Raw genomic sequence first — 21,615 nt, forward strand, 5'->3', positions numbered from 1 at the left:
CGGCAAATCGGCCCGGAAACCACGGTTTTTTCCGCAGGGTTTCGATAGTTTCATGCGAGAGCGGGCGCAGGAGGGCGGCGGCGTGCTGCTGCTCGGCTGCGGCTTCCTGCTGGCTTTGGCGCTGGCTACCTACACCGAAGCCGACCCGAATCTGAATCATGCCACCCGCCAGGTGGCGCAGAACTGGCTCGGCCGCCCGGGCGCCTACCTCTCCGATCTGTTGCTCCAGACGCTCGGCCTCTCGGCCTGGCTGTTCGTCGGCCTGCTGGCCACCTGGGGCTTCCGTGTCGCCTCCCATCGCGGCCTGCCGCGCTGGTGGCTGAACATCGCCCTGGTGCCGCTCACCCTGCTGCTGTTCGCCGCCTTCGCCGCCGCCCTGCCGCTGCCGGCCTCCTGGACGCTTCGCACCGGCCTTGGCGGCATCCTGGGCGACTGGCTGATGTACCGCCAGCTCGTGCCGGTGGCGGTGGAACTCGGCCTGCCGATTTCCGCCGTGCTGCCGGGTGCCGTCTGCCTGGGCCTGGCTTGCCTCTGCTTCTATTTCTGCTCCGGCCTGTCGCTTGGTGAATGGCGCAGCGTCGGCTCCGGCATCGGCTTCGGCGCCACCGCCGCTGCTGGCCTCACCGCTCAAGGTCTCTACCAGAGCGGCAAGGTGGCCCTGCGTGCCGGCGCCGAGGCGCCGGGCTTCTTCGGCGGCATCAAGCAGGCTTTCGGCGCCGCTTTCGCGCCGATCTTCTCGCGTCGCGCGGTAGATGCCGAGGACGATGATTTTGAAACACCGGTGCCGGGTGAGGAAAAGCCGCGCGGCAGCCAGCAGCGCGCCGAGCCGCGCCTTTCCTCCGCCAAGTCACGTCATGTCGATGACGAGGAAGAGGCGGATGATGATGAGGATGAGCGCGAGAGCATGGCGCTGCCGCCGGCCAAGAAGCTGGACGAGCAGGGCCGTGTCGAGCGCCGCCTGGAACGGCCCAAGGCCGGCAAGCGTGCCGCCGCTGAAGCACAGGTGGCGATGAAGCTGGGCGATGGCGGCAGTTTCGAGCTGCCCGAACTCGGCCTGCTGAAGCCGGCGCCCGCCGATGCCGGCCGCGAGAAGATCAACGAAGAAGCCCTGGAGCAGAATGCGCGGATGCTCGAATCCGTGCTCAGCGAATTCGGCGTGCAGGGCGAAATCACCAAGGTGCGCCCCGGCCCGGTGGTGACGCTCTATGAACTCGAACCGGCGCCCGGCACCAAGTCGAGCCGCGTCATCGGCCTCGCCGACGATATCGCCCGCTCGATGAGCGCGCTCTCCGCCCGTGTCGCGGTGATCCCGGGCCGCAACGCCATCGGCATCGAATTACCGAATGCCAAGCGCGAGACGGTCTACCTGCGCGAATTGCTGGCTTCCGCCGAATTCGAGAATTCCGCCAACAAGCTGGCCCTGGCGCTCGGCAAGGATATCGGCGGCTCCCCGGCGATTGCCGATCTCACCCGCATGCCGCATCTGCTCGTTGCCGGCACCACCGGCTCGGGCAAGTCGGTGGCGATCAACACCATGATCCTGTCGCTGCTCTATCGCCTGACGCCGGATCAGTGCCGCTTCATCATGGTCGATCCCAAGATGCTGGAATTGTCGGTCTATGACGGTATCCCGCATCTGCTGGCGCCGGTGGTCACCGAGCCGGGCAAGGCGGTGGTGGCGCTGAAATGGACCGTGCGCGAGATGGAGGACCGCTATCGCAAGATGTCGGAACTCGGCGTGCGCAACATCGCCTCCTACAACGAGCGCCTGGCGCAGGCCCGCGTGAAGGGCGAAACCCTCGGCCGCACGGTGCAGACCGGTTTCGATCCTGAAACCGGCAAGCCGATCTTCGAGGAACGCCCGCTCGATCTCAATCCGCTGCCCTTCATCGTGGTGATCGTCGACGAACTCGCCGACCTCATGCTGGTGGCGGGCAAGGATATCGAAGCCGCGATCCAGCGCCTGGCGCAGATGGCGCGTGCCGCCGGTATTCACCTGATCATGGCGACGCAGCGTCCCTCGGTGGATGTCATCACCGGCACGATCAAGGCGAATTTCCCCACCCGCATTTCCTTCCAGGTCACCTCGAAGATCGACAGCCGCACGATCCTGGGCGAGATGGGCGCCGAGCAGCTGCTCGGCATGGGCGACATGCTCTACATGCCCGGCGCCGGCCGTATCCAGCGCGTGCATGGGCCATTCGTGACCGACGAGGAAGTCGAGCGCGTGGTGAAGATGCTCAAGGATCAGGGCGAGCCGGTCTATGTCGAGGCGGTCACTGCCGACAACGACAGCAAATTCGGCCTGCCCGGCATGGGCGGTGGTGAAGACGGCGATGAGGCCGATCAGCTCTATGATCAGGCCGTGGCCCTGGTCTGCCGCGAGCGCAAGGCCTCCACCAGCTTCATCCAGCGCCACCTGCAGATCGGCTATAACCGCGCTGCCCGCATCATGGAGCGGATGGAAAAGGAAGGCGTGGTCGGCGGCGCCAACCATGTCGGCAAGCGCGAAGTGCTGGCCCGCGACATCGAGGCGGCGGAGTAGGGGGGTTCCTCCCGGACTAAATTCGGTCTATATTCTGGTCTGCTTGTGAAGGAGCCGGCCATGAAGCTTGCCGACCGTGTCAAACCGATCAGCTATCTCAAGGCACATGCCCCGGAAGTAATTCGGGAACTTTCCGTGCATGGCGAGCCGGTTATCGTAACCCTGCATGGCGAAGCCAAGGCGGTGTTGCAGGATATCGCCAGCTATGAGCAGACCCAGGAGACACTGGCGCTGCTCAAGGTGCTTGCCTTGACCGCCAGGAATGTCGAGGCAGGCAGGGTAAAACCGGCGAAGCAGGCCTTTTCCAGCATTCGTGCGCGCCTCAAAGTTTGAGCCCGATCATGGGCTATGAGGTTTTCCTCGCCGAAGATGCCGAACAGGACATTGTCGATATTCACCGCTTCGTCGCCACGCAGGATGGCCTGCAAAAAGCGGATCGGCTGCTGGCTGCTCTGGAAACGGTCTGCTTGCGTCTGGCTGAGCTTCCCCTACGCGGCCATGTGCCGAAGGAATTGAGGACGCTCGGCATTACCGATTTCCTTGAGGCACATTTCAAGCCGTATCGCATTATCTACCGGGTATTGGGTCGGCAGGTCATTGTCTATTGCGTGCTTGACGGGCGCCGCGACATGCAGACCCTGCTGCAACGGCGCTTGCTGATATCTGGCCTAGAATAAACTCGGCTGTTTGTTATCCGGCGCACCGCCTTCGATGGCGAGCATTTTCAGCTTGGTCTCGCGTCCTCCCGGCGCCGAGAAGCCGCCGAGCTTGCCATTGGCAGCCACCACGCGATGGCAGGGAATGATCACCGGGATAGGGTTCTTGCCGAGCGCATAGCCCACCGCGCGGGCATCACCGTCGGGTCCTGCATCCAGTTCATTGGCAATTGCGCCATAGGTCATGGTCTCCCCGGGCTTGAGCCGGCAGATCACGTCATAGACACGGCGGTGGAAGGCGGGCAGGGCCTCGGTATCCAGCGGTGCATCCGCAAAACTCACGCTGCGGTCGCCGCCGAGCAGGGCCTGGATGCCGGCAATGGCCTTGGCGATGGCCGGCGGCGGCGTGGCTTCCTCGGCGGCTGCATGGCGCCGCAGCAGATGGGCGCGGGTTGCCTCGCGGCTATGTTCAGGCAATTGCACCGCCGCGATGCCGCGTTCGCCCCACAGCAGGCCGCAGGGGCCAAGCGCGGTATCGAACACGGCGTAATTCATGACGCGATCCGCTTCATGATTCGACCCATTTCATGACTCAACGATGCGCTTGCGGTGCCGCCCGCCGGTATCCTCCGGCCAGACCGGCTTGCCCAGGGGCGAAAGCGGGCGTTCGGCGAACTTGCCGAGCGTGATCAGGCGATCATACATCACGATGGCGCCGGCAACGCCGACATTGACGCAGAAGCTGGTCGGGATCTTGATCACATGGTCGCAGCGCGCGACCAGTTCCGGGCTCAGCGAGCCCTGTTCCGGCCCCAGCACATAGGCGGCCCGCTGCGGGTGGCGGAAGCTCGGCAGGTCCACGGCCTGATCCAGCAGTTCGATGCCCACCAGCTTGCAGCCCTGCGGCAGTTTCAGGTCGGCGGGCTTGTCGTAGGTATACCAGGGCAGGTTGTCGGGCGTGCGGCTGGTATCGGAGCGGGCGGCATTCACCGAATAGGCGGCATCGATGGTGAAAACGAAGCCGGCGCCGAAGGCATGCGCGGTGCGGAACAGCGTGCCCGCATTCATCGGCTTGCTCATCCGCTCTGTGCCTACGCCGAAAAAGCCACGCATCTCTGGTCCGCCTCTGCCGCAATAAGTATAAACTACGCCGAAATATCCAGGAGGAAACCATGGCCAATAGTTTCGGCCCCCTGCCATCGCCCGGCGCGCGGCCCTTTATCGTCGAGGTGCGGCGCGGCGCGCAAGTGGAAAGCCGCCATGCCATCGCCGCCGTGGTGGTGGATGCCTCTGGCCGCCAGGTGGCCGGCTGGGGCGATACCGGCATGACGATCTTCCCGCGTTCCTCGAACAAGGCCTTCCAGGCCCTGCCGCTGATCGAGACCGGTGCGGCGGATGCGGCGGGCCTGAGCCAGGCCGAAATCGCCATGGCCTGCGCCAGCCATGGCGGCGAAAAGCGGCATACCGATACCGTTGCCGCCTGGCTCGGTCGCCTTGGCCTCGACCATGGCGCGCTGGAATGTGGCGCCCACTGGCCCTATCACGAGGAAACCGCGCGCGACATTGCCCGCGCCCATAGCCAGCCGACAACGCTGCATAATAATTGCTCCGGCAAACATGCCGGCATGGTCACCGTGGCGCGCCATATGGGCGAGGCGATTTCGGGCTATGTCGGCCCCGAACATCCGGTGCAGCGCCGGGTTACGGCGGCGATTGAAGATGTCTGCGGCGTGAAGATCGCCGCAGATGCCTATGCCACCGATGGCTGCTCGATGCCGACCCTGGCCTTGCCGCTGAACAAGCTGGCGCATGGCTTCGCGCGCTTCGTCACCGGCCAGGGCCTGGCTCCGGCGCGCGCCAAGGCGGCGCAGCGGCTGGCAGGGGCCGTGCTGGCCGAGCCGTTCTTTGTGGCTGGCACGGGTCGCTTCTGCACCGCCGTGATGCAGGCGGGCAGGGGGCGTTTTATTGCCAAGACCGGCGCCGAGGGTGTCTACACGGCGGCTTCCGCCGAACTGGGCATCGGCATCGCGCTCAAGGCACTGGATGGCACGGCGCGCGCGGCCCAGACCGCGCTTGGCGGCGTGCTGGAACATCTCGGCCTGCTGGATGCGGCGGCACATGAAGTAATGCGGCCGCTGGTGGAGCCGGTGTTGAGCAACTGGCGTGGCCTGCGTGTCGGCGATATCGGGCTGGAGCCGGGCTTTTAATCGAGTGCAGCAGCGAGTGCGGCTTCCGCCGCCAGGCCCTGACGCACATCGCGTCCCGCTTTGGCGGCAAAGGGTTTGGCCAGCCGGATGATCGGGCCGATGCGGCGATGCAGCCGGGCAATCTCGGCGCGGGTGCTGTTGTCCGAAGCCTGCACCAGTCGCTTGGCCACAGCCGGCAGCAGCGGCGCCGACGCATCCTTGTCGTAGCGGGTCAGTGAATAGAGGAACAGCAGCAGGTCGCGTGCCTGGCGCTGGGCCAGGGTCATGCCCGGCAGGTCATGATCTTCCAGATCAAGCAGGCCGGGCTTGCCATCGCGCCAGGAGAAATTGCGGATCTGCGCACCGCCATGCCATTCGCCCTGGCGATGCAGGCGCAACAGCAATTCGGCGCAGGCTTCGATGATTGCCCGGCGCCGCCCGGCATCCGGTTCCTGGTTCAGCAAAGTCTCGACACTGGCGCCGCCATCGCCGAGCACCAGCCAGCGCGGTTCTTCCGCCACCAGAGCCGGCACCGGCCAGCCATTGGCGGCAAGGTGGCGCAAAGCCACGGCTTCGCTTTTCAGGGCGCCATCGCGCGGCGGTTTCAGCATGGCGAGGCCGAAGGCCAGGGCGATGCAGCGCTGCATGAACACCGAAGAACGCAGGCGCGGCAGGCCGGGGCGCTTCACCCAGTAGCGCCGGCCGGCATAATCGAGGCTGAACACGCGCTGCCGTGCGGTCGCCGCCATGGCGGCGATTGCGGCGCCGAGGCCGGGGTCGAGTTCGCTCATGCGGACAGGTGACTCATCATTGGCGGGCGGCTAACGGCCAGCCGGTGCCAGGCTTTCCGGCGGCGCGGCCTCGGCCTGCGCCAGCGCGGTCAGCGTCTGCTCGATCACCTCGCGGCCCAGATCGCGGGTGATGAACACGATCTTGCTGCGGCGATCCTCATCGGGCCAGGCTGGAATGGTGGCCGGCGGATGGAACAGGTGTTGCACGCCATGCACCACCACCGGGCGGTCGACGCCCACCACATTGATCAGGCCCTTCACGCGCAGCAGGTTGTCGCCGCGATAGGCCGCCAGCAGGTCGAGCCAGGTTGCCAGCGTATTCCACTCGAAGGGCTGATCGAACGTCAGGCAGAAGGAAGCGATCGACGCATCGTGGCGGTTCACATCCAGCTTGCCATCCGCCGTGCGTGGATGGTCATGCTCATCATGATGCCCATGGTCATCATGATGATCGTGTTCACCATGGTGGTCGTGGTGATGATCGTCGTGGCCGTGATGGTGGTGATCGTGCCCATGGTGATCATGGTCGTGATCATGGTGGTGGTGATGCCCGCCATAGGCTTCGGCGCGCAGCCAGTTCTGCACGTCGTAGCTCTTGCGCGCCGGATCATAGAGCCCGGCATTGAACAGCCTGTCCGGCTCGATATCGCCTTCCACCACGGCCAGGATCGGTGCGCCGGGATTGAGATGCTGCAGGCGGTGGCGCAGTTCGCCAACCAAGGCCTTGGGCGCGATATCGGTCTTGCTCAAGACCAGGCGGTCGGCCACGGCGGCCTGCTTCACGGCTTCCAGGTGGTTGTCCAGCGTGGCGCTGCCATTCACCGCATCCACCAGGGTGACGACGCTTTCCAGCCGGAAGCGTTCCGACACCACGGCATCGCTCATCAGCGTGTGCAGCACCGGCGCCGGGTCGGCCAGGCCGGTGGTCTCGATCACCACGCGGCGGAACGGCTTCACCGCGCCGCTCTCGCGCTTCTGCATCAGTTCGCGCAGCGTGTTCACCAGGTCACCGCGCACAGTGCAGCACAGGCAGCCCGAGGAGAGCAGCACGGTATCCTCGCTGCTCGATGCGATCAGCGCATGATCCAGGCCGATTTCGCCGAATTCGTTGACGATCACGGCGGTCTCGCCCATTGCCGGGTGGCGCAGCAGCCGGTTCAGCAGCGTGCTTTTGCCGGCGCCAAGGAAACCGGTGATGACGGAAACGGGCAGGCGGTGGTCGATCTGGCCAGTGCTCATGGGGAATTCTCCTCTAGCCGTCTATTTCGGGCGAGTTGGCGGCGAAGTCCAGTGCTTGGCAGCTTGGCTTGTTCAGCACCAGGGCTGCTTGCGCCCGCCATCGTAGCGTCGCGCCAGCCCGGCCTGGATCAGCATGTCGCCGAGATCTGAGGTCCCGTCGGCGCTCTGCACCCGGCCAACCACGCGGCGGCCGTATTTGTCGTGTTCCAGGTCGCGCAGCACCACCTTGTCCTGGCGCGCCAGCCAGTCGGCAGCGAAACGACTGGCCGCTGTTGCGGCCTCGCGCTCGGCGGCACAGGGGCTGCGGCGCTCCGGGGTGTCGATGCCCTCCAGCCGCACCCGGGTGGTGACGCGCTGATCGAGCCAGATCAGCGCCACCACTTCCAGAGTATCGCCATCGATGACGCGAGCCTGCTCCACCGCTACGGGACCGCGCAGTGCCGGTTCGCCTATCGCTGCGGCAGGCAGGAACGGGGCCAACACCCATAACGGGTAGAAAGCCGCTATTCTGGATATGATTATATTCAATAGCATCTTATTACGAGAATTATGGGAACAAATGATCCCTTCTCGTTCTCATTTTACGCTGAATCGGCCAAAAGGCAAGGCTGGCTTGCGCTTAAAAGTCGTGAAATCAGGGTGGAGTCAGAGTACCCAGCGCTTGAGGTCGCCGGGCAGCTCCAGCCGGCGCCTCTTGTCCGAGTAGACCTCACAGGTTAATAAGTCCGACGTTAACCTTTTACTTAGAGCCTGTGGATATCTTATGGTTAACGTCGCAGCTCTTGGGTGTGAGAAATGAATAACATATTGATGAATAATAAATTTATCCAAAAGAGTGCAGCCTTGCTCATTGAAGGTGATTGTCTAGAGGAAATGACGGCAATACCTGACGGATCAGTAAATATGATTTTGTGTGATCTACCCTACGGTACTACACAAAATCAGTGGGATAGTGTGATCCCGCTTGATCGGTTGTGGCAACATTACCGACGTATTCTAGCGCCACAGGGCGTGGTTGCGTTAATGGGGCAAGGCCCTTTCACTGCCCGGCTTATCCTCAGTCAGGACGATATTTTCAAATACAAGATTACTTGGGTTAAGTCGAAACCAACGAACTTCTTAAATGCCAAAAAACAACCTTTGCGGCGCCATGAGGACATTTGCATATTCTACCCGCGGCAACCTAAATATACCCCTCAAATGTCTCCTGGTGAGGCGTATGATAAGGGGGTGCGAAAAAGCCAACTGACGGGTTCATATGGTGATTTTAGCCCTGTCCGTGTCCAAAGTGATGGGGGGCGTTATCCTACCGATGTCGTATACTTCAAGACGGCGGAAAGTGAGGGGCGCGTATGGCACCCTACTCAAAAGCCTGTCGATTTAGGGCGGTATTTAGTTCGGACTTATACCAACCCTGGTGACATTGTTCTCGACAATGCTTTCGGATCCGGCAGTTTCCTCGTTGCAGCGGCTTGTGAGGGAAGATCCTGCATTGGCATAGAAAAGAACCGGAATATTCATGAATTTAAAAAGGATGCGATGGATTTAATTTCAGTTGCTGAACAGCGGCTTGAAGCAGTTATTGGAAAGTCCAACATGGAGACTATTCGTTCGGGCGGTGTTGATTGTATAAAAAGTGGAGTGAGCCGCCTAATTAGCACCAGTCAGTGCATCATGGCAGCTGCGTAAATATTCATGAAATATTGAAATGATAATTCCCGTTAATATCCAAAAGTACTTCCGCCGCTCTGCCGGCCAAATTTTGTGCTGCAAAATCGGCTAGTGTCGCATCGTCATAATGAAGCCAAGTATTGGGTGTATTGTGATTTCGGCAACGATTACTGTCATGAGTTATCTTCATCATCCTATTGCCTTTGAATACCCCTAGGATGGTCACTCTGAAGCGCACTGATGTTTCTTCAACCGCATGATTTCCGAAGAAGCCATTCGTCCAAACCATCCCGGCAAAAAAGGTATTACGGAACCATATTTGCACATTTTGCGGGTTTTTCGATTTAGTAAAACGAAGATAAGGTACTCGATATCCTCGTGTCGGTTGCTGGGCATCAGTTCTAGACAAAGGCTTTTTGTGCCAGCGGAGCGCCATACCTGCATTCCTTTATGAGAATAAAACTTGCAATTGAATGCAAGCATGGCTGTATTTTTTTTGCAATCAAAAGGTGGTTCCCTGCCTCGAGATGTGCAGTTTAGATATTGAAGGTCAATGCTGAATGAAAAATCAGAGTACCCAGCGCTTGAGGTCGCCGGGCAGTTCCAGGCGGCGCCACATGCCCTTGAGGTCGGCCACCAGACCGCCGGGCTTGAGCATGGCGATGATCTGCGCCGGGCTGAGCTTGCGGTAGGTTTCATGCGGCACGGCGCCGAGCACGGCATCGAAGCCGCGCAGCTCGTCCAGCTTCGGCGCCAGCATGATGCCGTATTCGTGCTGCGCTTCGTTCGGGTCGGCCAGCGGATCATGCACCGCCACGCGGTGGCCCAGCTTCTCCAGCGCCCGCACCAGGTCGGCGACCTTGGAATTGCGCAGGTCCGGCACGTCTTCCTTGAAGGTGAGGCCGAGCACCAGCACGCGGCCAGGGCCTTTGATATGGCTGTGCACCTGATCGGCGACGAAGCCGCTCATGCCATCGTTGATGGCGCGGCCAGACAGGATGATGCGCGGGTCGTGGCCGAGTTCCTGGGCGCGGTGCGCCAGGTAGTAGGGATCGACGCCGATGCAATGGCCGCCCACCAGGCCGGGCTGGAACTTGAGGAAGTTCCACTTGGTGCCGGCGGCTTCCAGCACGTCATGGGTCGAGATGCCGAGCTTGCCGAAGATCATGGCAATCTCGTTCATGAAGGCGATGTTGATATCGCGCTGCGCATTCTCGATCACCTTGGCGGCTTCCGCCGTCTTGATCGTCGGCGCCAGATGAATCCCGCCGGAGGTGACGCAGCCATAGACCTCGGCCAGCATCGCGGCAATCGCGGGGTTTTCGCCCGCCACCACCTTGGCGATCTTGTCGACGGTATGCACCTTGTCGCCCGGATTGATGCGCTCCGGGGAATAGCCGAGGAAGAAATCCTCGCTCTGCTTCAGGCCGCTATGCTGGGCCAGCAGCGGCCCGCAGACATCCTCGGTCACGCCCGGATAGACCGTGCTCTCAAACACCACCACGGCACCCTTGGCCATGGCGGCGCCGACGCTGCGCGAGGCCGAGCGGACCGGGCCGAGATCGGGCTTGTTGTCGGCATCCACCGGGGTCGGCACGGTGACGATGTAGAGATCCTTGGCCTTGATCGCGCCAGCCTCGGCGGTCAGCGTCAGGGTATTGGCGACGGCCTTCAGCGCCTCGGGTTCGATTTCCCGGGTGCGGTCCTCGCCGCGCTGCAATTCGGCCACCCGGCCGGTATCGATATCGAAGCCGATTACCGGGAAATGCCGCGCCAGCGCCACCGCCAGCGGCAGGCCGACATAGCCAAGGCCGACAACAACGATGCTGCGGGGAAGCGGATGCGAAGCGGTCACGGCTGCGGATTCCAGGATCAGGAGAGAAAAGGGGGTGGCTGTGGGTAGCCCGCCCACCCCCCGGTGTCAATTGCCGAGGCCTGGGCGGGGGGTATTGACCGGTGGGGGTGGCCGGGTTAGTTCCGGTCATGGCCCGCCGCCTGCTCATCATCGTCCATGAGGCGCTGTTCTTCACCACCCACCGCCTGCCGGTAGGCCGGGCGATGCGCCAGCTTGGCTGGGAAGTGCATGTCGCCGCGCCACCGGACCCGGAAATCGCCGCCCGGCTGCAGGCGGAGGGCTTCATCCTGCACCCGATTCCGCTGGCGCGCGGCGGCCAGAACCCGCTGGCCGAGCTGCGCCTGGTGGCGGCGCTTTATGGCCTGATCCGAAAGATTCAGCCGCTGCTGGTGCATCATGTTTCGATGAAACCGGTGATCTGGGGCGGCATGGCCAGCCGGCTGGCCAATGTACCCGCCGCCATCCATGCCATCACCGGCTTAGGGTTCGTGTTCATCCGTCAGGATTTCAAGGCGCGGCTGCTGCGTTTTATCATCCGCGCGCTCTATGGCTTCGCGCTGTCGCACAGGAATGGCTATGCCATCTTCCAGAACCCGGATGATCTCGGGCTGTTCGAGCAGAACGGCATGGTGCAGCCCGGACGCTGGTGCATGATCAAGGGCTGTGGCGTCGATATGCGCGCCTTCCCGGCACAACCCGAACCGCAGGGCGAGAAGCCGGTGGTGATGTTTCCGGCGCGGCTGCTGGGTGACAAGGGCGTGAATGAATTCACCGGCGCTGCCGCCATCCTGCGCCAGCAGGGCGTGCAGGCGCGCTTCGTGCTGGTCGGCCGCCGCGACGCGGATAACCCGACCGATATCGGCGAAGCCAGATTGCAGCAGTGGATCGATAGTGGCCTGGTGGAATACTGGGGCTATTCCACCGACATGGCCGCCAGCCTGGCGCGCGCCAATCTCATTGTGATGCCGAGCTACCGCGAGGGTTTGCCGCGTGGCCTGATCGAAGCGGCGGCGACGCAGCGCGCTATCATCACCGCCGATGTGCCGGGCTGCCGCGAAGTGGTGCGCCATGAAGAGAACGGCCTGCTGGTGCCGGTGCGTGATGTGGCGGCGACGGCTGCCGCGATGCGCCGCCTGATCGAGGATGTGCCGTTGCGCCAGCGGCTCGCCGCGCGTGGCCGCCAGATCGCGGAAAACGAATTCTCGGTCGAGCATTTCGTCGCCGAGAGCCTCAAGGCCTATGGCGTGGTGCTGAAGCCCTTGGGGCAGCAGGTGGAAGCATGATTGAACCGACCTGGCCTTTCGCGCTCGGCTTCGGCCTGCTCGCCGCCATCGGCACCGTTTTGCTGCTGGTGCCACTGATCATCTGGCTCAAGACCCGTGCCGTGCTGGATCTGCCCAATGCGCGCTCCAGCCATACGGAGCCGACACCGCGTGGCGGCGGCATCGCCGTGGTGGCGATCATCCTCGGCCTCGGCCTGCCCTGGATCACGCTGGCTGACCAGATCGCCCAGGGCATGCTGCTGGTCGGCATGCTGGTGCTGGCTTTGCTGTTCTGGTTCGACGACCGGCTCAAGGGCCTGCCGATCCTGCTGCGCATGGGCGCGCAGGCGCTGGCAGTCGCCCTGGTGCTGGGGCAATTGCCGCCGGAAGCGACGGTGACGCAGGGACTGGTGCCATTATGGTTCGAGCGCCTGGTCTGCTTCCTGGCCTGGCTGTGGTTCGTCAACCTGTTCAATTTCATGGATGGCATCAACGGCATCACCGGCATCGAGATGGCCAGCATCGGCCTCGGCCTCGCGGCTTGCGGCTGGCTTGCCGGTTTCGGTGGCGGCTATGCCGGGCTGGCGCTGATCGTGGCCGGTGCCGGCCTTGGTTTCCTGCGCCGCAACTGGGGCAAGGCCGATGTGTTCATGGGCGATGTCGGCTCGGTGCCGGTGGGTTTCCTGCTCGGCGGCCTGCTGCTGCAGGCAGCGTTCAGCGGCCTGTGGGCAGCGGCGATCATCCTGCCGCTGTATTACTGGGTGGATGCCACCGTCACGCTGCTCAAGCGCGCGCTGCGCGGTGAGAAATTCTGGCACGCACATCGCCAGCATTTCTATCAGCAGGGCGTGCGCAAGGCTGGCGCCCATGCGCCGGTGGCTTCAAAGATCGGCGGCGTCAATCTGGCGCTGATCCTGCTGGCGCTGGCGGCGCAATTAGGGCCGCAACCGTGGTCGACGGTGGCGGCCCTGGCGTTAGGCCTGCTGTTCGTGCTGGCGCTGTGCCGGCACTTCCAGGAATAAAAAAACTAGCCGCGCGCGATCAGCTCATACTGCTTCACCAGGGCTTCGGCCTGGCGGATAGAGGCAATGTCGATCAGCTTGCCATCCAGTGCCACGGCGCCAAGGCCATCGGCCTGTGCCTTGGCCATGGCTTCCAGGATGCGGCGTGCCTTGGCCACTTCCGCTTCCGGCGGGGTGTAGACTTCGTTGGCGAGCGGAATCTGGCTCGGATGGATCGCCCATTTGCCTTCGCAGCCCAGGATCGCGGCCCGGTTGGCCTGCGCCTTGTAGCCCTCGGCATCGGAGAAGTCGCCGAACGGGCCGTCGATCGGGCGGATGCCGTTGGCGCGCGCCGCCACCACCATGCGGGCAATGGCGTAATGCCACATGTCGCCCCAGAAATACTCGCGCGGCTTGTCGCCATCCTTGTCGGTCAGCACGCCGTAGAGCGGGTTCGGGCCGCCAATCGACGTGGTGCGGGCGCGGGTGGAAGCAGCATAATCGGCCACGCCGAAATGCAGGCTTTCCAGACGCGGGCTGGCGGCAGCGATCTCGTTGATATTCTGCATGCCCAGCGCGGTCTCGATGATCGCCTCGATGCCGATGCGGCGGGTGAAGCCCTTGGCGGCTTCGATCTGGGTCAGCAGCATGTCCACGGCATAGATATCAGCCGCGGTGCCCACTTTCGGCACCATGATCAGATGCAGCTTGTCGCCAGCCTGCTCCACCACATCCACCACGTCGCGGTACATGTAATGGGTATCCAGGCCGTTGATGCGCACGCTCAGGGTCTTGGTGCCCCAGTCGATGTCATGCAGCGCCTGCACAATATTCTTTCGCGCCTGCGGCTTGTCGTCCGGCGCCACCGCGTCCTCAAGATCCAGGAATACCACGTCGGCGGCTGATTTCGCTGCCTTTTCAAACAGTTTGACACTGGAGCCAGGCACCGCCAGCTCGCAACGGTTAAGCCTCGGCGTGGTCTGGGTTACGGTCTTGAAGCTCATGGTGGCTGTCTCTCCCTGCTGGTCTGCTGCAACTGCTAACTAACCGGCAAGGGCTTGGCAAGAGCTATCCGCTAGCTGCCGTGGCGCCCTTTCGCCAGCGGGTGATGCGCCTGCACCAGGGCCTGTTTCCGTGCTTCCAGCACATGGGTGTAAATCTGCGTGGTGCTGATATCGGCGTGGCCAAGCATCTTCTGCACCGCGCGCAGATCGGCGCCATGGGCCAGCAGGTGGCTGGCAAAGGCATGGCGCAGCACATGCGGCGATACTTTTGCCACAGCGATACCGGCGGCGGCGGCCAGTTCCTTCAGCAACTGCCCGAGGCGCTGCCGCGTCAGATGGCCGCTTTCGCCGCGTGAGGGAAACAGCCAGGGCGACATCTGCTTCGGCGCCAGGAATTCGCCGCGCCAATCCTGCACATACTCGCGGATGGCGGCGCGCGCCACGTCGCTCAACGGCACCAGGCGCTCCTTGTTGCCCTTGCCGCGTATCAGCAGGAAACGCTGGTCGTCGCCAAAGGGCGGGAAGCGCAGGCCAACCAGTTCGCTCACCCGCAGCCCGGTGGCGTAGAGGATTTCCAGCAAGGCCGTGAGGCGCGCATTTTCCGCCGGATCCTCGCGCAGATGCCGTGCCTGGGCCAGCAACAGTTCCACTTCCGCTTCGCTCAGGATTTTCGGCAGCGGCCGGCCGCGCTTCGGCGCATCGAGCAAGGCGGAAGGATCGTCGTCGCGGACGCCTTCGGACGCCATGAATTTGAAGAATTGCCGCAGCGCCGAAAGCCGGCGGGCGGCTGTCGCCGGCTTCAATCCGGCATCGCTCAGGGATTGCGTGTAGTCGCGCAATATCTCGATGCCCACACTCTGCGGCACAGCCTCCCGTGTGGTCAGGAAACCGGCGAAATCGGCAAGATCGTTGGCATAGGCCTCAAGCGTGTTTTTCGCCAGGCCGCGCTCGGCCCCCAGCATTTCGATAAAGGCCTCGATATGGCGCTGGGCGCGCATCCTGGGTGAGGCGTCTCAGAGGCCGCGCAGCAGCGCCGCTTCCAGCGCCAGCGCGCGCACTTCCGTGTCGAGCTTCAGCCGCTTCAATGCGCCGAATGCGGTCGCCAGCGTGGCCGGATCATCCTTGGCGAGATTGTCGCCCAGCAGGATCAGTGCCAGCGCAACGGTCTCGGCCCTGGCATTGGCTTCCGAGGCGCGCAGCAGGTTGCGCCAATAAGCCACCGGCGGATTACTGCTGCTGGTTTCCAGGCCCGGCTGGATCAGCATCTGCCAGGTTTCCGCCGGCACCGGCACGCCGCCGGCTTCGGCCAGGATCAGCACCATCGCCTGCAAGGCTGCCTTGCGCTGCGGCGGCAGGGCTTTCAGCGTCTCGCTCCAGCCCTGGAACTGCGCTTCCGGCCAGGCGGCCGGCGGCTCCACCAGCACCAGCAAGGGCCAGGTCTGTGCCGCGATGGCTGCCAGGGCCGGGTCGGTCTGGCTCATCAGGCTGTTGCGCCACAGCCGTGCCGTGCCGGTCTCGCCGGCGGCCAGCGCCAGGCGGATCACCGCTGGGGCGGCGGAGAGGCTTTCCGGCTCGGCCGGCAGGTCGCGCAAAGTGTCGCGCAGCACGGCGGCGGTCATGAACAAGGTGCCGCGCGCCGCAGCAAGGTCGTAGACGCGCTTCAAGGCTTCGGCGCGCTGCGGGCCGGGTGCGTTGAGTTGCCGCGCCTGCTGGAACAGGAAGGCGGCGGCCCGCGCGCCTTTCAGCTTGCCGGCCAGAATATCGGCGCGCTGTGCCTCGGTGATTTCAAGTTGCGCATAGGCACTGGCCAGCCGCTGCGGCGGGATGGCACCCAGCGCCACGGCCTGGCCCAGCGCGTTAAGCCGCATCTCGGGATCCAGGTCGGGTAGGTCGGCAATCGCTGCCAGCGTGCCGGCCGGCGCGATTTCGATGGAACCCGGCGGCAGCGGCCGCTTGGTTTCGCGCAGCATCGCCACGATCAGCGGATCGACATGGGCCAGCTTTTCGACCTTCACGCGGTTGTCGCCGCCCATGATCGCCGCCAGCGCCTGGAAGGCGGTATCTTCGCCGCCCTGGTCGCGCCACAGGCTCAGCGCCAGTTCGCCGCTGGCGGCCTCGCCATTCTTGAAGCGGCAGAACACCGCCACGCGCAGCCAGGCGGCCTCCGACGGTTCTTCGGCCAGCGCCCGAGCGCCAAGCGGGCAGGCAGTAGCGAAATCATGCTTCTGCAAAGCCAGATTGATCGGCAGTTGCGTGAAGACGCGGTCGCGCAGGGCCTGCGGCTTCGGCGTGCCCAGATCGGCGGCTTCCGAACTCAGGCCCAGGCGGTAGAGCTGGCGCACGCGCAGGCCGAGCAGGCTCTGTTCCCCGTTGCCCAGGATACCACCACTCTGGCCGGCCGGGGCTTCCGCCGTTGTGAGCAGCAGGCGGCGCTGCAATTGCCGCAGGGCAGGCGAGGCGATTGGCGCCGGCAGCAGGCTGATCACGCGTTCTGCCTGGGTGCGGCTGGTGCCGGCCCACATCTTGATGCCGAGGCCGCCATTGTCGTCGCCAAGCATGCCGACGCTGGAGGGATCCGGCGCGTTAAGGGTTTCCACCGCAACCACGCCGGTCTTGGGGGCTGTGGCTCCTGCTGGCGGGTTGCCGGCAGGCGGTACATTTGTCTGCTGAACAGGGGCCTGCTGGGCTGCCGGCTGTTCCTGTTTCTGCTCGTCCTGCGGCTGGCTTTGTGCCGGTGCCGTAGGGGCTGGGGCCGTGGGCGTGAGCCGCACCGGTTGTGCCAGGGCGATACCGGCTACGCCGAGAAACAGCGGAAGGCCGAGGAGCGGGATGCTGAGAGCGGCCAGCCGGCGCATGATTATTTACCTAGCCTGTCGTTGGGGATCACCTTCTCCACCTTGGATTTCGGTGCCGGTATGTCCCATGTGGCGAGGAAAATGCCGCCACCCACCACCAGCAGCACCAGAAGGATAAAGAAAATCGACAACAGGCGGCTCATGAAATCCTCGGATTGCGTCCACAGACAGGGCCAGCCGCGTTTGAAATGCCGGCTGGTTACAGTATTCTACATTCTACCGGCCCGGCCGGGGTACCGCAATTGGGGCGCCGCATCTGGCTGGCCTCTTTGTCGCTACCAGCCGCCATGCCGGTCCGGCGGGGCCGGCGTAAACCAGAGGGTGTTGTGCAACCGATTGATTCCGTACCGCTGAAGAGTCTAGTCCTGGTCGGCTTGATGGGGGCGGGGAAGAGTTCGGTCGGCAAGCGTCTGGCATCCCGCCTGAACCTGCCTTTCTTCGATGCCGATACCGAAATCGAGAAAGCCGCCGGCGCCAGCATCCCGGATATTTTCGCCGAACATGGCGAGCCGGCCTTCCGCGATGGCGAGCGCCGCGTTATCGCCCGGCTGCTGGAGCAGTCGCCCATCGTGCTGGCCACCGGCGGCGGTGCCTTCATGAACACCGAGACCCGTGCCCGCATCAAGGAGCGTGGTCTGTCGATCTGGCTCAAGGCGGAACTCGATGTGCTGGTGAAGCGCTGCTCGCGGCGCGGCAATCGGCCTTTGCTGGCCGGCGGCGATATGCGCAGCGTGCTGTCGCGGCTGATGGATGAACGCTATCCGGTCTATGCCGATGCCGATATCACCGTACTCACCGGCGATGGCCCGCATGAAGGCGTGGTCGAACGCATCATCGCCACCCTGCCACCCGGCTATGCCAAGCCGGTGGCCGAGACCGCCGGAGATTAATCGCGCCATGGCCACTTCTCACCGTATCCGTGTCGAACTCGGCCAGCGTGGCTACGACATCCATGTTGGCGCCGGCTTGGTCAGCCGTGCCGGCGATTTGATCAAGCCGATCCTGCGCCGGCCCTTCACCGTGATCGTCACTGACGAAAATGTCGCGCCGCATCGCCTGGCGCCGTTGCAGGCCGCATTGGACGCTGCCGGCATCCAGCACAAATCCGTGATCCTGCCGCCGGGCGAGGGGCAGAAGAGCTTTGCCGGCCTGGAACGGGTCTGCGATGCCCTGCTCGGCCACAAAGTCGAGCGCCGCGACCATGTGATTGCTCTTGGCGGCGGCGTGATCGGCGATCTGGTCGGCTTTGCCTGTTCGATCCTGCGCCGGGGCGTCGATTTCATCCAGATTCCCACCACATTGCTGTCGCAGGTCGATAGCAGTGTCGGTGGCAAGACCGCGATCAACGCGCCCCAGGGCAAGAACCTGATCGGCGCCTTCCACCAGCCGCGCCTAGTGCTGGCCGATATCGATGCGCTGGATACGCTGCCGATCCGCGAACTCCGGGCCGGCTATGCCGAGGTGGTGAAATACGGCCTGCTTGGCGATGTCGATTTCTTCTCCTGGCTGGAAGCCAATGGTGCTGCCCTGCTGGCTGGTGACAAGCAACTGCGCGCCGAGGCGGTAGCGCGCTGCTGCGCCCACAAGGCGCGTATCGTTGCTGCCGACGAGCGCGAGGAGGGCGAGCGCGCGCTGTTGAATCTCGGCCATACTTTCGGCCATGCGCTGGAGGCGGAGACCGGCTATTCCGCGCGTCTGCTGCATGGCGAAGGCGTGGCGGTCGGCATGGCGCTGGCGTTCCAGCTTTCCGGCCGGCTCGGACTCTGCGATCCGGCGCTGGCGCTGCGGGTGCAGCGGCACCTTGATCTGAGCGGCCTGCCGGCACGGCTTTCGTCCGTGAACGGCGCCCGCGATTTCAGCGTCGATGTGCTGCTGCATCACATGCAGCAGGATAAGAAAGTGCAGGATGGCAAGCTGGTCTTCATCCTGGCGGAAGCCATCGGCCGCGCGGTGCAGCGCAACGATGTTGCATCGGCGACGGTCAGCGCGCTGCTGGCTGACGAACTGGCGCCGGCGAGGCAAGCAGCCGGCGCATGAGGGCGCGGCTGCTCCGTCTGGCACGTCTGCTGCGCTGGCTGCGCCCGCGCAAACGCGGCGACAGGCCGGCGCCGCCCGAACCGCCCACCGCCACCGACATGCTGCGCAGCCAGCTCGAGCGGCACGCCGCCCAGGGCAGCCTGGTGAAGCTCGAGCGCGATATGCTCGGCTCGATCCTCGATCTCGATGAGGTGCCGGTCGGCGATGTGATGGTGCATCGGCGCAAGATGGAAATGCTGGATGCCGATCTACCGCCGGCTGAAATCGTGGCGCAGGTGATGGATTCGAGCCATACCCGCGTTCCCGTGTGGCAGGGCGAGCCGGAGAATGTCATCGGCGTGCTGCATGCCAAGACGCTGCTGCGCGAATTGCACGCGCTGCATTTCGAGATCGCGGAACTGGAGCTCAAGCCGCTGCTGCAACCGCCATGGTTCGTGCCGGAAACCACCACCCTGCGCGAGCAGCTCAATGCCTTCCGCCAGCGCCGCGCCCATTTCGCCCTGGTGGTGGATGAATACGGTGCCATCCTCGGCCTCGTCACCCTGGAAGACATCCTGGAGGAAATCGTCGGCGACATCCGCGACGAGCATGACCGGCCTAAGCGCGTCTATCGCCGCCAGACTGACGGCTCCGTGCTGGTCGATGGCACGGCGACGATCCGCCAGCTCAACCGGCAATTCGACTGGCATCTGCCTGATGACCATGCCACCACCATCGCCGGCCTAGTGCTGCATGAGGCGCAGGCAATCCCGGAAGCCGGGCAGGTTTTCGTGTTCCACGATTTCCGCTTCGAGGTGCTGCGCCGCCAGCGCAACCAGATCACGGTGCTGAAACTCGCGCCGCTGCGCTCCGAGGACTAGATACCTGATGGCGATGCTGGCCGATATTTTCGCCGTGATCGCGCCGATCTTCGTGCTGGCCGGCCTTGGCTTCATCTGGGCCAAGCGCGATCTGCCGTTTCCGATGGATGCCATCGGCCAGCTCGCCACCCATATCGGCACGCCCTGCCTGGTGATCGCGACCTTGCTGAAGGCCGAGCTGCCGCAATCGGAATTGAGCTGGATGGCGCTGGCAGCGGTGACGGCAACCACCTGCTTCATCATCATCGGCTTCATTGCGCTGCGCCTGCTCGGGCTGTCCTGGCGCAGCTATCTGGCGCCGATGGCGTTTCCCAACAGTGGCAATGCCGGCCTGTCGCTCTGCCTGTTCGCCTTCGGCCCGCCCGGCCTGGCGCTGGGCCTGGTCTGCTTCGCGCTGAATTCGTTCTGCAATTTCTCCATCGGCCAGGCACTCTACGCCGGGCGCGGCAACTGGGTTGGCCTGCTGCGCGCCCCGGTGATCTATGCCGTGCCGCTTGGCGTGCTTGGCAACCAGCTGCATGTCGACTTGCCGCTGTTCCTGATGCGCAGCCTGGAAACCGCTGGCGCCATCACCATCCCGCTGATGCTGCTGACCCTGGGTGTCTCGCTCGCCAGTCTCAAGGTGCAGGATCTGCGCAATGCGCTCACCCTCACGGCCTTGCGCCTGGGCATGGGTTTCGCTGTCGGCATGGTGTTGACCTGGGCTTTCGGCATGACCGGCGTGGCGCGCGGCGTGCTGATCATCCAATGCGCTATGCCGGTGGCGGTGATCAATGTGATCTTCGCGGTGCGCTATGCCCGCGATGCCACCGCCGTGGCCGGTCTGGTGGTGGTCTCCACCCTGGTCTCGTTCGCCACCCTGCCGCTGCTGCTGCTGATCGCCCTGGAGTAATGGCTGGGATAGCTGCCGAAGCCGGCGGCATTCATGCAATAGGCCAGGATGGCGCAGCGCAGCCGTGAGGTCAGGGTATTCTCGCGCCGCCCCGGATCGGCCTGCACCCGGTTGGCGAAGCCGTGACGGTCGAGTCCCTCCAGCAGGCAGATCTGTTCCAGTGCCTGCCACTCCACCCGCTCGAGCCGCACGCTGGTTCGCATCAGCCCGAGTCGGATATTCCGGGTCACCAGGCTGGGGCGTACCGGGGCGGAGGGCACCGCCTGGGCGGCAGTTTCGGTTGTGTTTGGAGAGGTTTTAATCCCGTTCATACATATACATTTAATATAGGTAAGTGTGTTATGCAAACAAAAAGTTGTCCACTATGATGAAAATCCCCCTATGGGCGCAATTCGCAACCCTAAAGATTTGTTCTGATTAGGCTTTCGCCGCTTCTTCGGGTGTCAGGGCGGTCAGTGCCAGGGCATGCACGCCATCGGCGAGCTCGGCCGCCAGCAGCTTGTAGATCAGCCGCTGCCGCGCCACCCGGTTCTGGCCTTGGAAGGCTGCCGAGACCACCCGCAGCTCAAAATGGGTTTCCTCGGGCTTCAGGCCCTTCATGCCGGCATGGCCGGCATGGCGGCTCGACTGGTCGTCGATCTCCAGCGCCAGCGGTACCAGTGCTTCGGTCAGTTTCTGTCGGATACGGTCCTGGATCATGCCCATGCGACCCGCTTAAGTGGCGTGCGGCGCCCTGTCAAGCGCGGCTTCGCCTTGCCTTG

General features: G+C 63.8%; 24 protein-coding genes. 11 read left to right on the top strand and 13 right to left on the bottom strand.

Features of this window, described 5'->3' with window-relative positions; genetic code table 11:
• Positions 1-52: 52 nt before the first annotated feature.
• Genes ACQY7X_RS12850 through ACQY7X_RS12860 form a run of 3 tightly spaced genes read left to right on the top strand, consistent with a single transcriptional unit; the run spans position 53 to position 3,222 of the window.
• Entirely contained in the window at positions 53-2,545 is a 2,493-nt protein-coding gene (locus ACQY7X_RS12850; protein WP_428245659.1) for a DNA translocase FtsK, read from the top strand.
• A gap of 60 nt (positions 2,546-2,605) precedes the next feature.
• Positions 2,606-2,878 (top strand): type II toxin-antitoxin system Phd/YefM family antitoxin, encoded by a 273-nt coding sequence (locus tag ACQY7X_RS12855; protein WP_428245661.1) that lies wholly within the window; start codon positions 2,606-2,608, stop codon positions 2,876-2,878.
• Between the two features lie 8 nt (positions 2,879-2,886).
• Complete coding sequence (locus ACQY7X_RS12860) at positions 2,887-3,222, top strand: type II toxin-antitoxin system RelE/ParE family toxin (RefSeq protein ID WP_428245663.1); 336 nt, start codon at positions 2,887-2,889, stop codon at positions 3,220-3,222.
• Here ACQY7X_RS12860 and ACQY7X_RS12865 read toward each other — a convergent pair.
• Together ACQY7X_RS12865 and ACQY7X_RS12870 are read right to left on the bottom strand one after the other, a co-directional pair.
• A complete protein-coding gene (locus ACQY7X_RS12865; RefSeq protein WP_428245665.1) occupies positions 3,214-3,756 on the bottom strand; it encodes a methylated-DNA--[protein]-cysteine S-methyltransferase in 543 nt (180 codons plus the stop codon). The genes ACQY7X_RS12860 and ACQY7X_RS12865 overlap by 9 nt on opposite strands.
• Positions 3,757-3,786: 30 nt before the next feature.
• Positions 3,787-4,281, bottom strand: a complete 495-nt coding sequence (locus tag ACQY7X_RS12870; protein WP_428245667.1) for an RNA methyltransferase — start codon at positions 4,279-4,281, stop codon at positions 3,787-3,789.
• Positions 4,282-4,373: 92 nt separating this feature from the next.
• On the opposite strand from ACQY7X_RS12870, the gene ACQY7X_RS12875 reads away from it, so the two are divergent.
• Positions 4,374-5,408: an asparaginase gene (locus tag ACQY7X_RS12875; RefSeq protein ID WP_428245669.1), complete on the top strand. Its 1,035-nt coding sequence runs from the start codon at positions 4,374-4,376 to the stop codon at positions 5,406-5,408.
• Here the strand turns inward: ACQY7X_RS12875 and ACQY7X_RS12880 are convergent.
• The 3 genes from ACQY7X_RS12880 to ACQY7X_RS12890 form a co-directional block, all read right to left on the bottom strand.
• Positions 5,405-6,178, bottom strand: coding sequence for a hypothetical protein (locus ACQY7X_RS12880; RefSeq protein ID WP_428245671.1), 774 nt, complete (start codon positions 6,176-6,178; stop codon positions 5,405-5,407). The two genes, ACQY7X_RS12875 and ACQY7X_RS12880, sit on opposite strands and share 4 nt — an antisense overlap.
• 30 nt (positions 6,179-6,208) lie before the next feature.
• A complete protein-coding gene (locus tag ACQY7X_RS12885; RefSeq protein ID WP_428245673.1) occupies positions 6,209-7,417 on the bottom strand; it encodes a CobW family GTP-binding protein in 1,209 nt (402 codons plus the stop codon).
• Positions 7,418-7,489: 72 nt separating this feature from the next.
• A complete protein-coding gene (locus ACQY7X_RS12890) occupies positions 7,490-7,900 on the bottom strand; it encodes a thermonuclease family protein (RefSeq protein ID WP_428245675.1) in 411 nt (136 codons plus the stop codon).
• Positions 7,901-8,212: 312 nt separating this feature from the next.
• Between ACQY7X_RS12890 and ACQY7X_RS12895 the strand changes: the two genes are divergently transcribed.
• On the top strand, positions 8,213-9,106 hold the full coding sequence (locus ACQY7X_RS12895; protein WP_428245677.1) for a DNA-methyltransferase: 894 nt from the start codon (positions 8,213-8,215) through the stop codon (positions 9,104-9,106).
• 4 nt (positions 9,107-9,110) lie between these two features.
• Here the strand turns inward: ACQY7X_RS12895 and ACQY7X_RS12900 are convergent, their stop codons facing one another.
• Both ACQY7X_RS12900 and ACQY7X_RS12905 read right to left on the bottom strand, forming a co-directional pair.
• On the bottom strand, positions 9,111-9,524 hold the full coding sequence (locus tag ACQY7X_RS12900) for a hypothetical protein (RefSeq protein ID WP_428245679.1): 414 nt from the start codon (positions 9,522-9,524) through the stop codon (positions 9,111-9,113).
• A 132-nt stretch (positions 9,525-9,656) separates the two neighbouring features.
• The gene (locus ACQY7X_RS12905) at positions 9,657-10,943 is read right to left on the bottom strand and encodes a nucleotide sugar dehydrogenase (protein WP_428245681.1); all 1,287 of its coding nucleotides are present in this window, start codon (positions 10,941-10,943) and stop codon (positions 9,657-9,659) included.
• Positions 10,944-11,071: 128 nt separating this feature from the next.
• Between ACQY7X_RS12905 and ACQY7X_RS12910 the strand changes: the two genes are divergently transcribed.
• Positions 11,072-12,226 carry a glycosyltransferase family 4 protein gene (locus ACQY7X_RS12910; protein ID WP_428245683.1) on the top strand — a complete coding sequence of 385 codons (1,155 nt, stop codon included), beginning with the start codon at positions 11,072-11,074 and terminating at the stop codon, positions 12,224-12,226.
• Complete coding sequence (locus ACQY7X_RS12915) at positions 12,223-13,227, top strand: MraY family glycosyltransferase (RefSeq protein WP_428245685.1); 1,005 nt, start codon at positions 12,223-12,225, stop codon at positions 13,225-13,227. Before ACQY7X_RS12910 ends, ACQY7X_RS12915 begins: the two co-directional genes overlap by 4 nt.
• Before the next feature lie 5 nt (positions 13,228-13,232).
• Here ACQY7X_RS12915 and ACQY7X_RS12920 read toward each other — a convergent pair whose 3' ends face one another.
• From ACQY7X_RS12920 to ACQY7X_RS12935, 4 genes are all read right to left on the bottom strand, one after another.
• Positions 13,233-14,210, bottom strand: a complete 978-nt coding sequence (locus tag ACQY7X_RS12920) for an HpcH/HpaI aldolase/citrate lyase family protein (RefSeq protein ID WP_428245687.1) — start codon at positions 14,208-14,210, stop codon at positions 13,233-13,235.
• Between the two features lie 71 nt (positions 14,211-14,281).
• Entirely contained in the window at positions 14,282-15,208 is a 927-nt protein-coding gene (gene xerD, locus ACQY7X_RS12925; RefSeq protein WP_428245689.1) for a site-specific tyrosine recombinase XerD, read from the bottom strand.
• A gap of 15 nt (positions 15,209-15,223) precedes the next feature.
• Positions 15,224-17,065 carry a hypothetical protein gene (locus ACQY7X_RS12930; RefSeq protein WP_428245691.1) on the bottom strand — a complete coding sequence of 614 codons (1,842 nt, stop codon included), beginning with the start codon at positions 17,063-17,065 and terminating at the stop codon, positions 15,224-15,226.
• Positions 17,066-17,067: 2 nt separating this feature from the next.
• Positions 17,068-17,208 carry a hypothetical protein gene (locus ACQY7X_RS12935; RefSeq protein ID WP_428245693.1) on the bottom strand — a complete coding sequence of 47 codons (141 nt, stop codon included), beginning with the start codon at positions 17,206-17,208 and terminating at the stop codon, positions 17,068-17,070.
• 183 nt (positions 17,209-17,391) lie between these two features.
• On the opposite strand from ACQY7X_RS12935, the gene ACQY7X_RS12940 reads away from it, so the two are divergent.
• From ACQY7X_RS12940 to ACQY7X_RS12955, 4 genes are read left to right on the top strand one after another with little or no spacing between them, the layout of a single operon-like run.
• Entirely contained in the window at positions 17,392-17,955 is a 564-nt protein-coding gene (locus tag ACQY7X_RS12940; RefSeq protein WP_428245695.1) for a shikimate kinase, read from the top strand.
• A gap of 7 nt (positions 17,956-17,962) precedes the next feature.
• Positions 17,963-19,102 (top strand): 3-dehydroquinate synthase, encoded by a 1,140-nt coding sequence (gene aroB / locus ACQY7X_RS12945; protein WP_428245697.1) that lies wholly within the window; start codon positions 17,963-17,965, stop codon positions 19,100-19,102.
• Positions 19,099-19,962, top strand: coding sequence for a transporter associated domain-containing protein (locus ACQY7X_RS12950; protein WP_428245699.1), 864 nt, complete (start codon positions 19,099-19,101; stop codon positions 19,960-19,962). The genes aroB and ACQY7X_RS12950 overlap by 4 nt, the downstream gene beginning before the upstream one ends.
• Positions 19,963-19,969: 7 nt before the next feature.
• Entirely contained in the window at positions 19,970-20,854 is an 885-nt protein-coding gene (locus ACQY7X_RS12955) for an AEC family transporter (protein WP_428245701.1), read from the top strand.
• On the opposite strand, the gene ACQY7X_RS12960 is transcribed toward ACQY7X_RS12955, so the two are convergent.
• Positions 20,755-21,057, bottom strand: a complete 303-nt coding sequence (locus tag ACQY7X_RS12960; RefSeq protein ID WP_428245703.1) for a ribbon-helix-helix domain-containing protein — start codon at positions 21,055-21,057, stop codon at positions 20,755-20,757. The genes ACQY7X_RS12955 and ACQY7X_RS12960 overlap by 100 nt on opposite strands.
• 214 nt (positions 21,058-21,271) lie before the next feature.
• Positions 21,272-21,559, bottom strand: a complete 288-nt coding sequence (locus ACQY7X_RS12965; protein WP_428245705.1) for a BolA family protein — start codon at positions 21,557-21,559, stop codon at positions 21,272-21,274.
• Between the last annotated feature and the right edge of the window lie 56 nt (positions 21,560-21,615).

This window comes from Ferrovibrio sp., from assembly GCF_965278975.1.
In the GTDB taxonomy this organism is placed as follows: Bacteria; Pseudomonadota; Alphaproteobacteria; order Ferrovibrionales; family Ferrovibrionaceae; genus Ferrovibrio.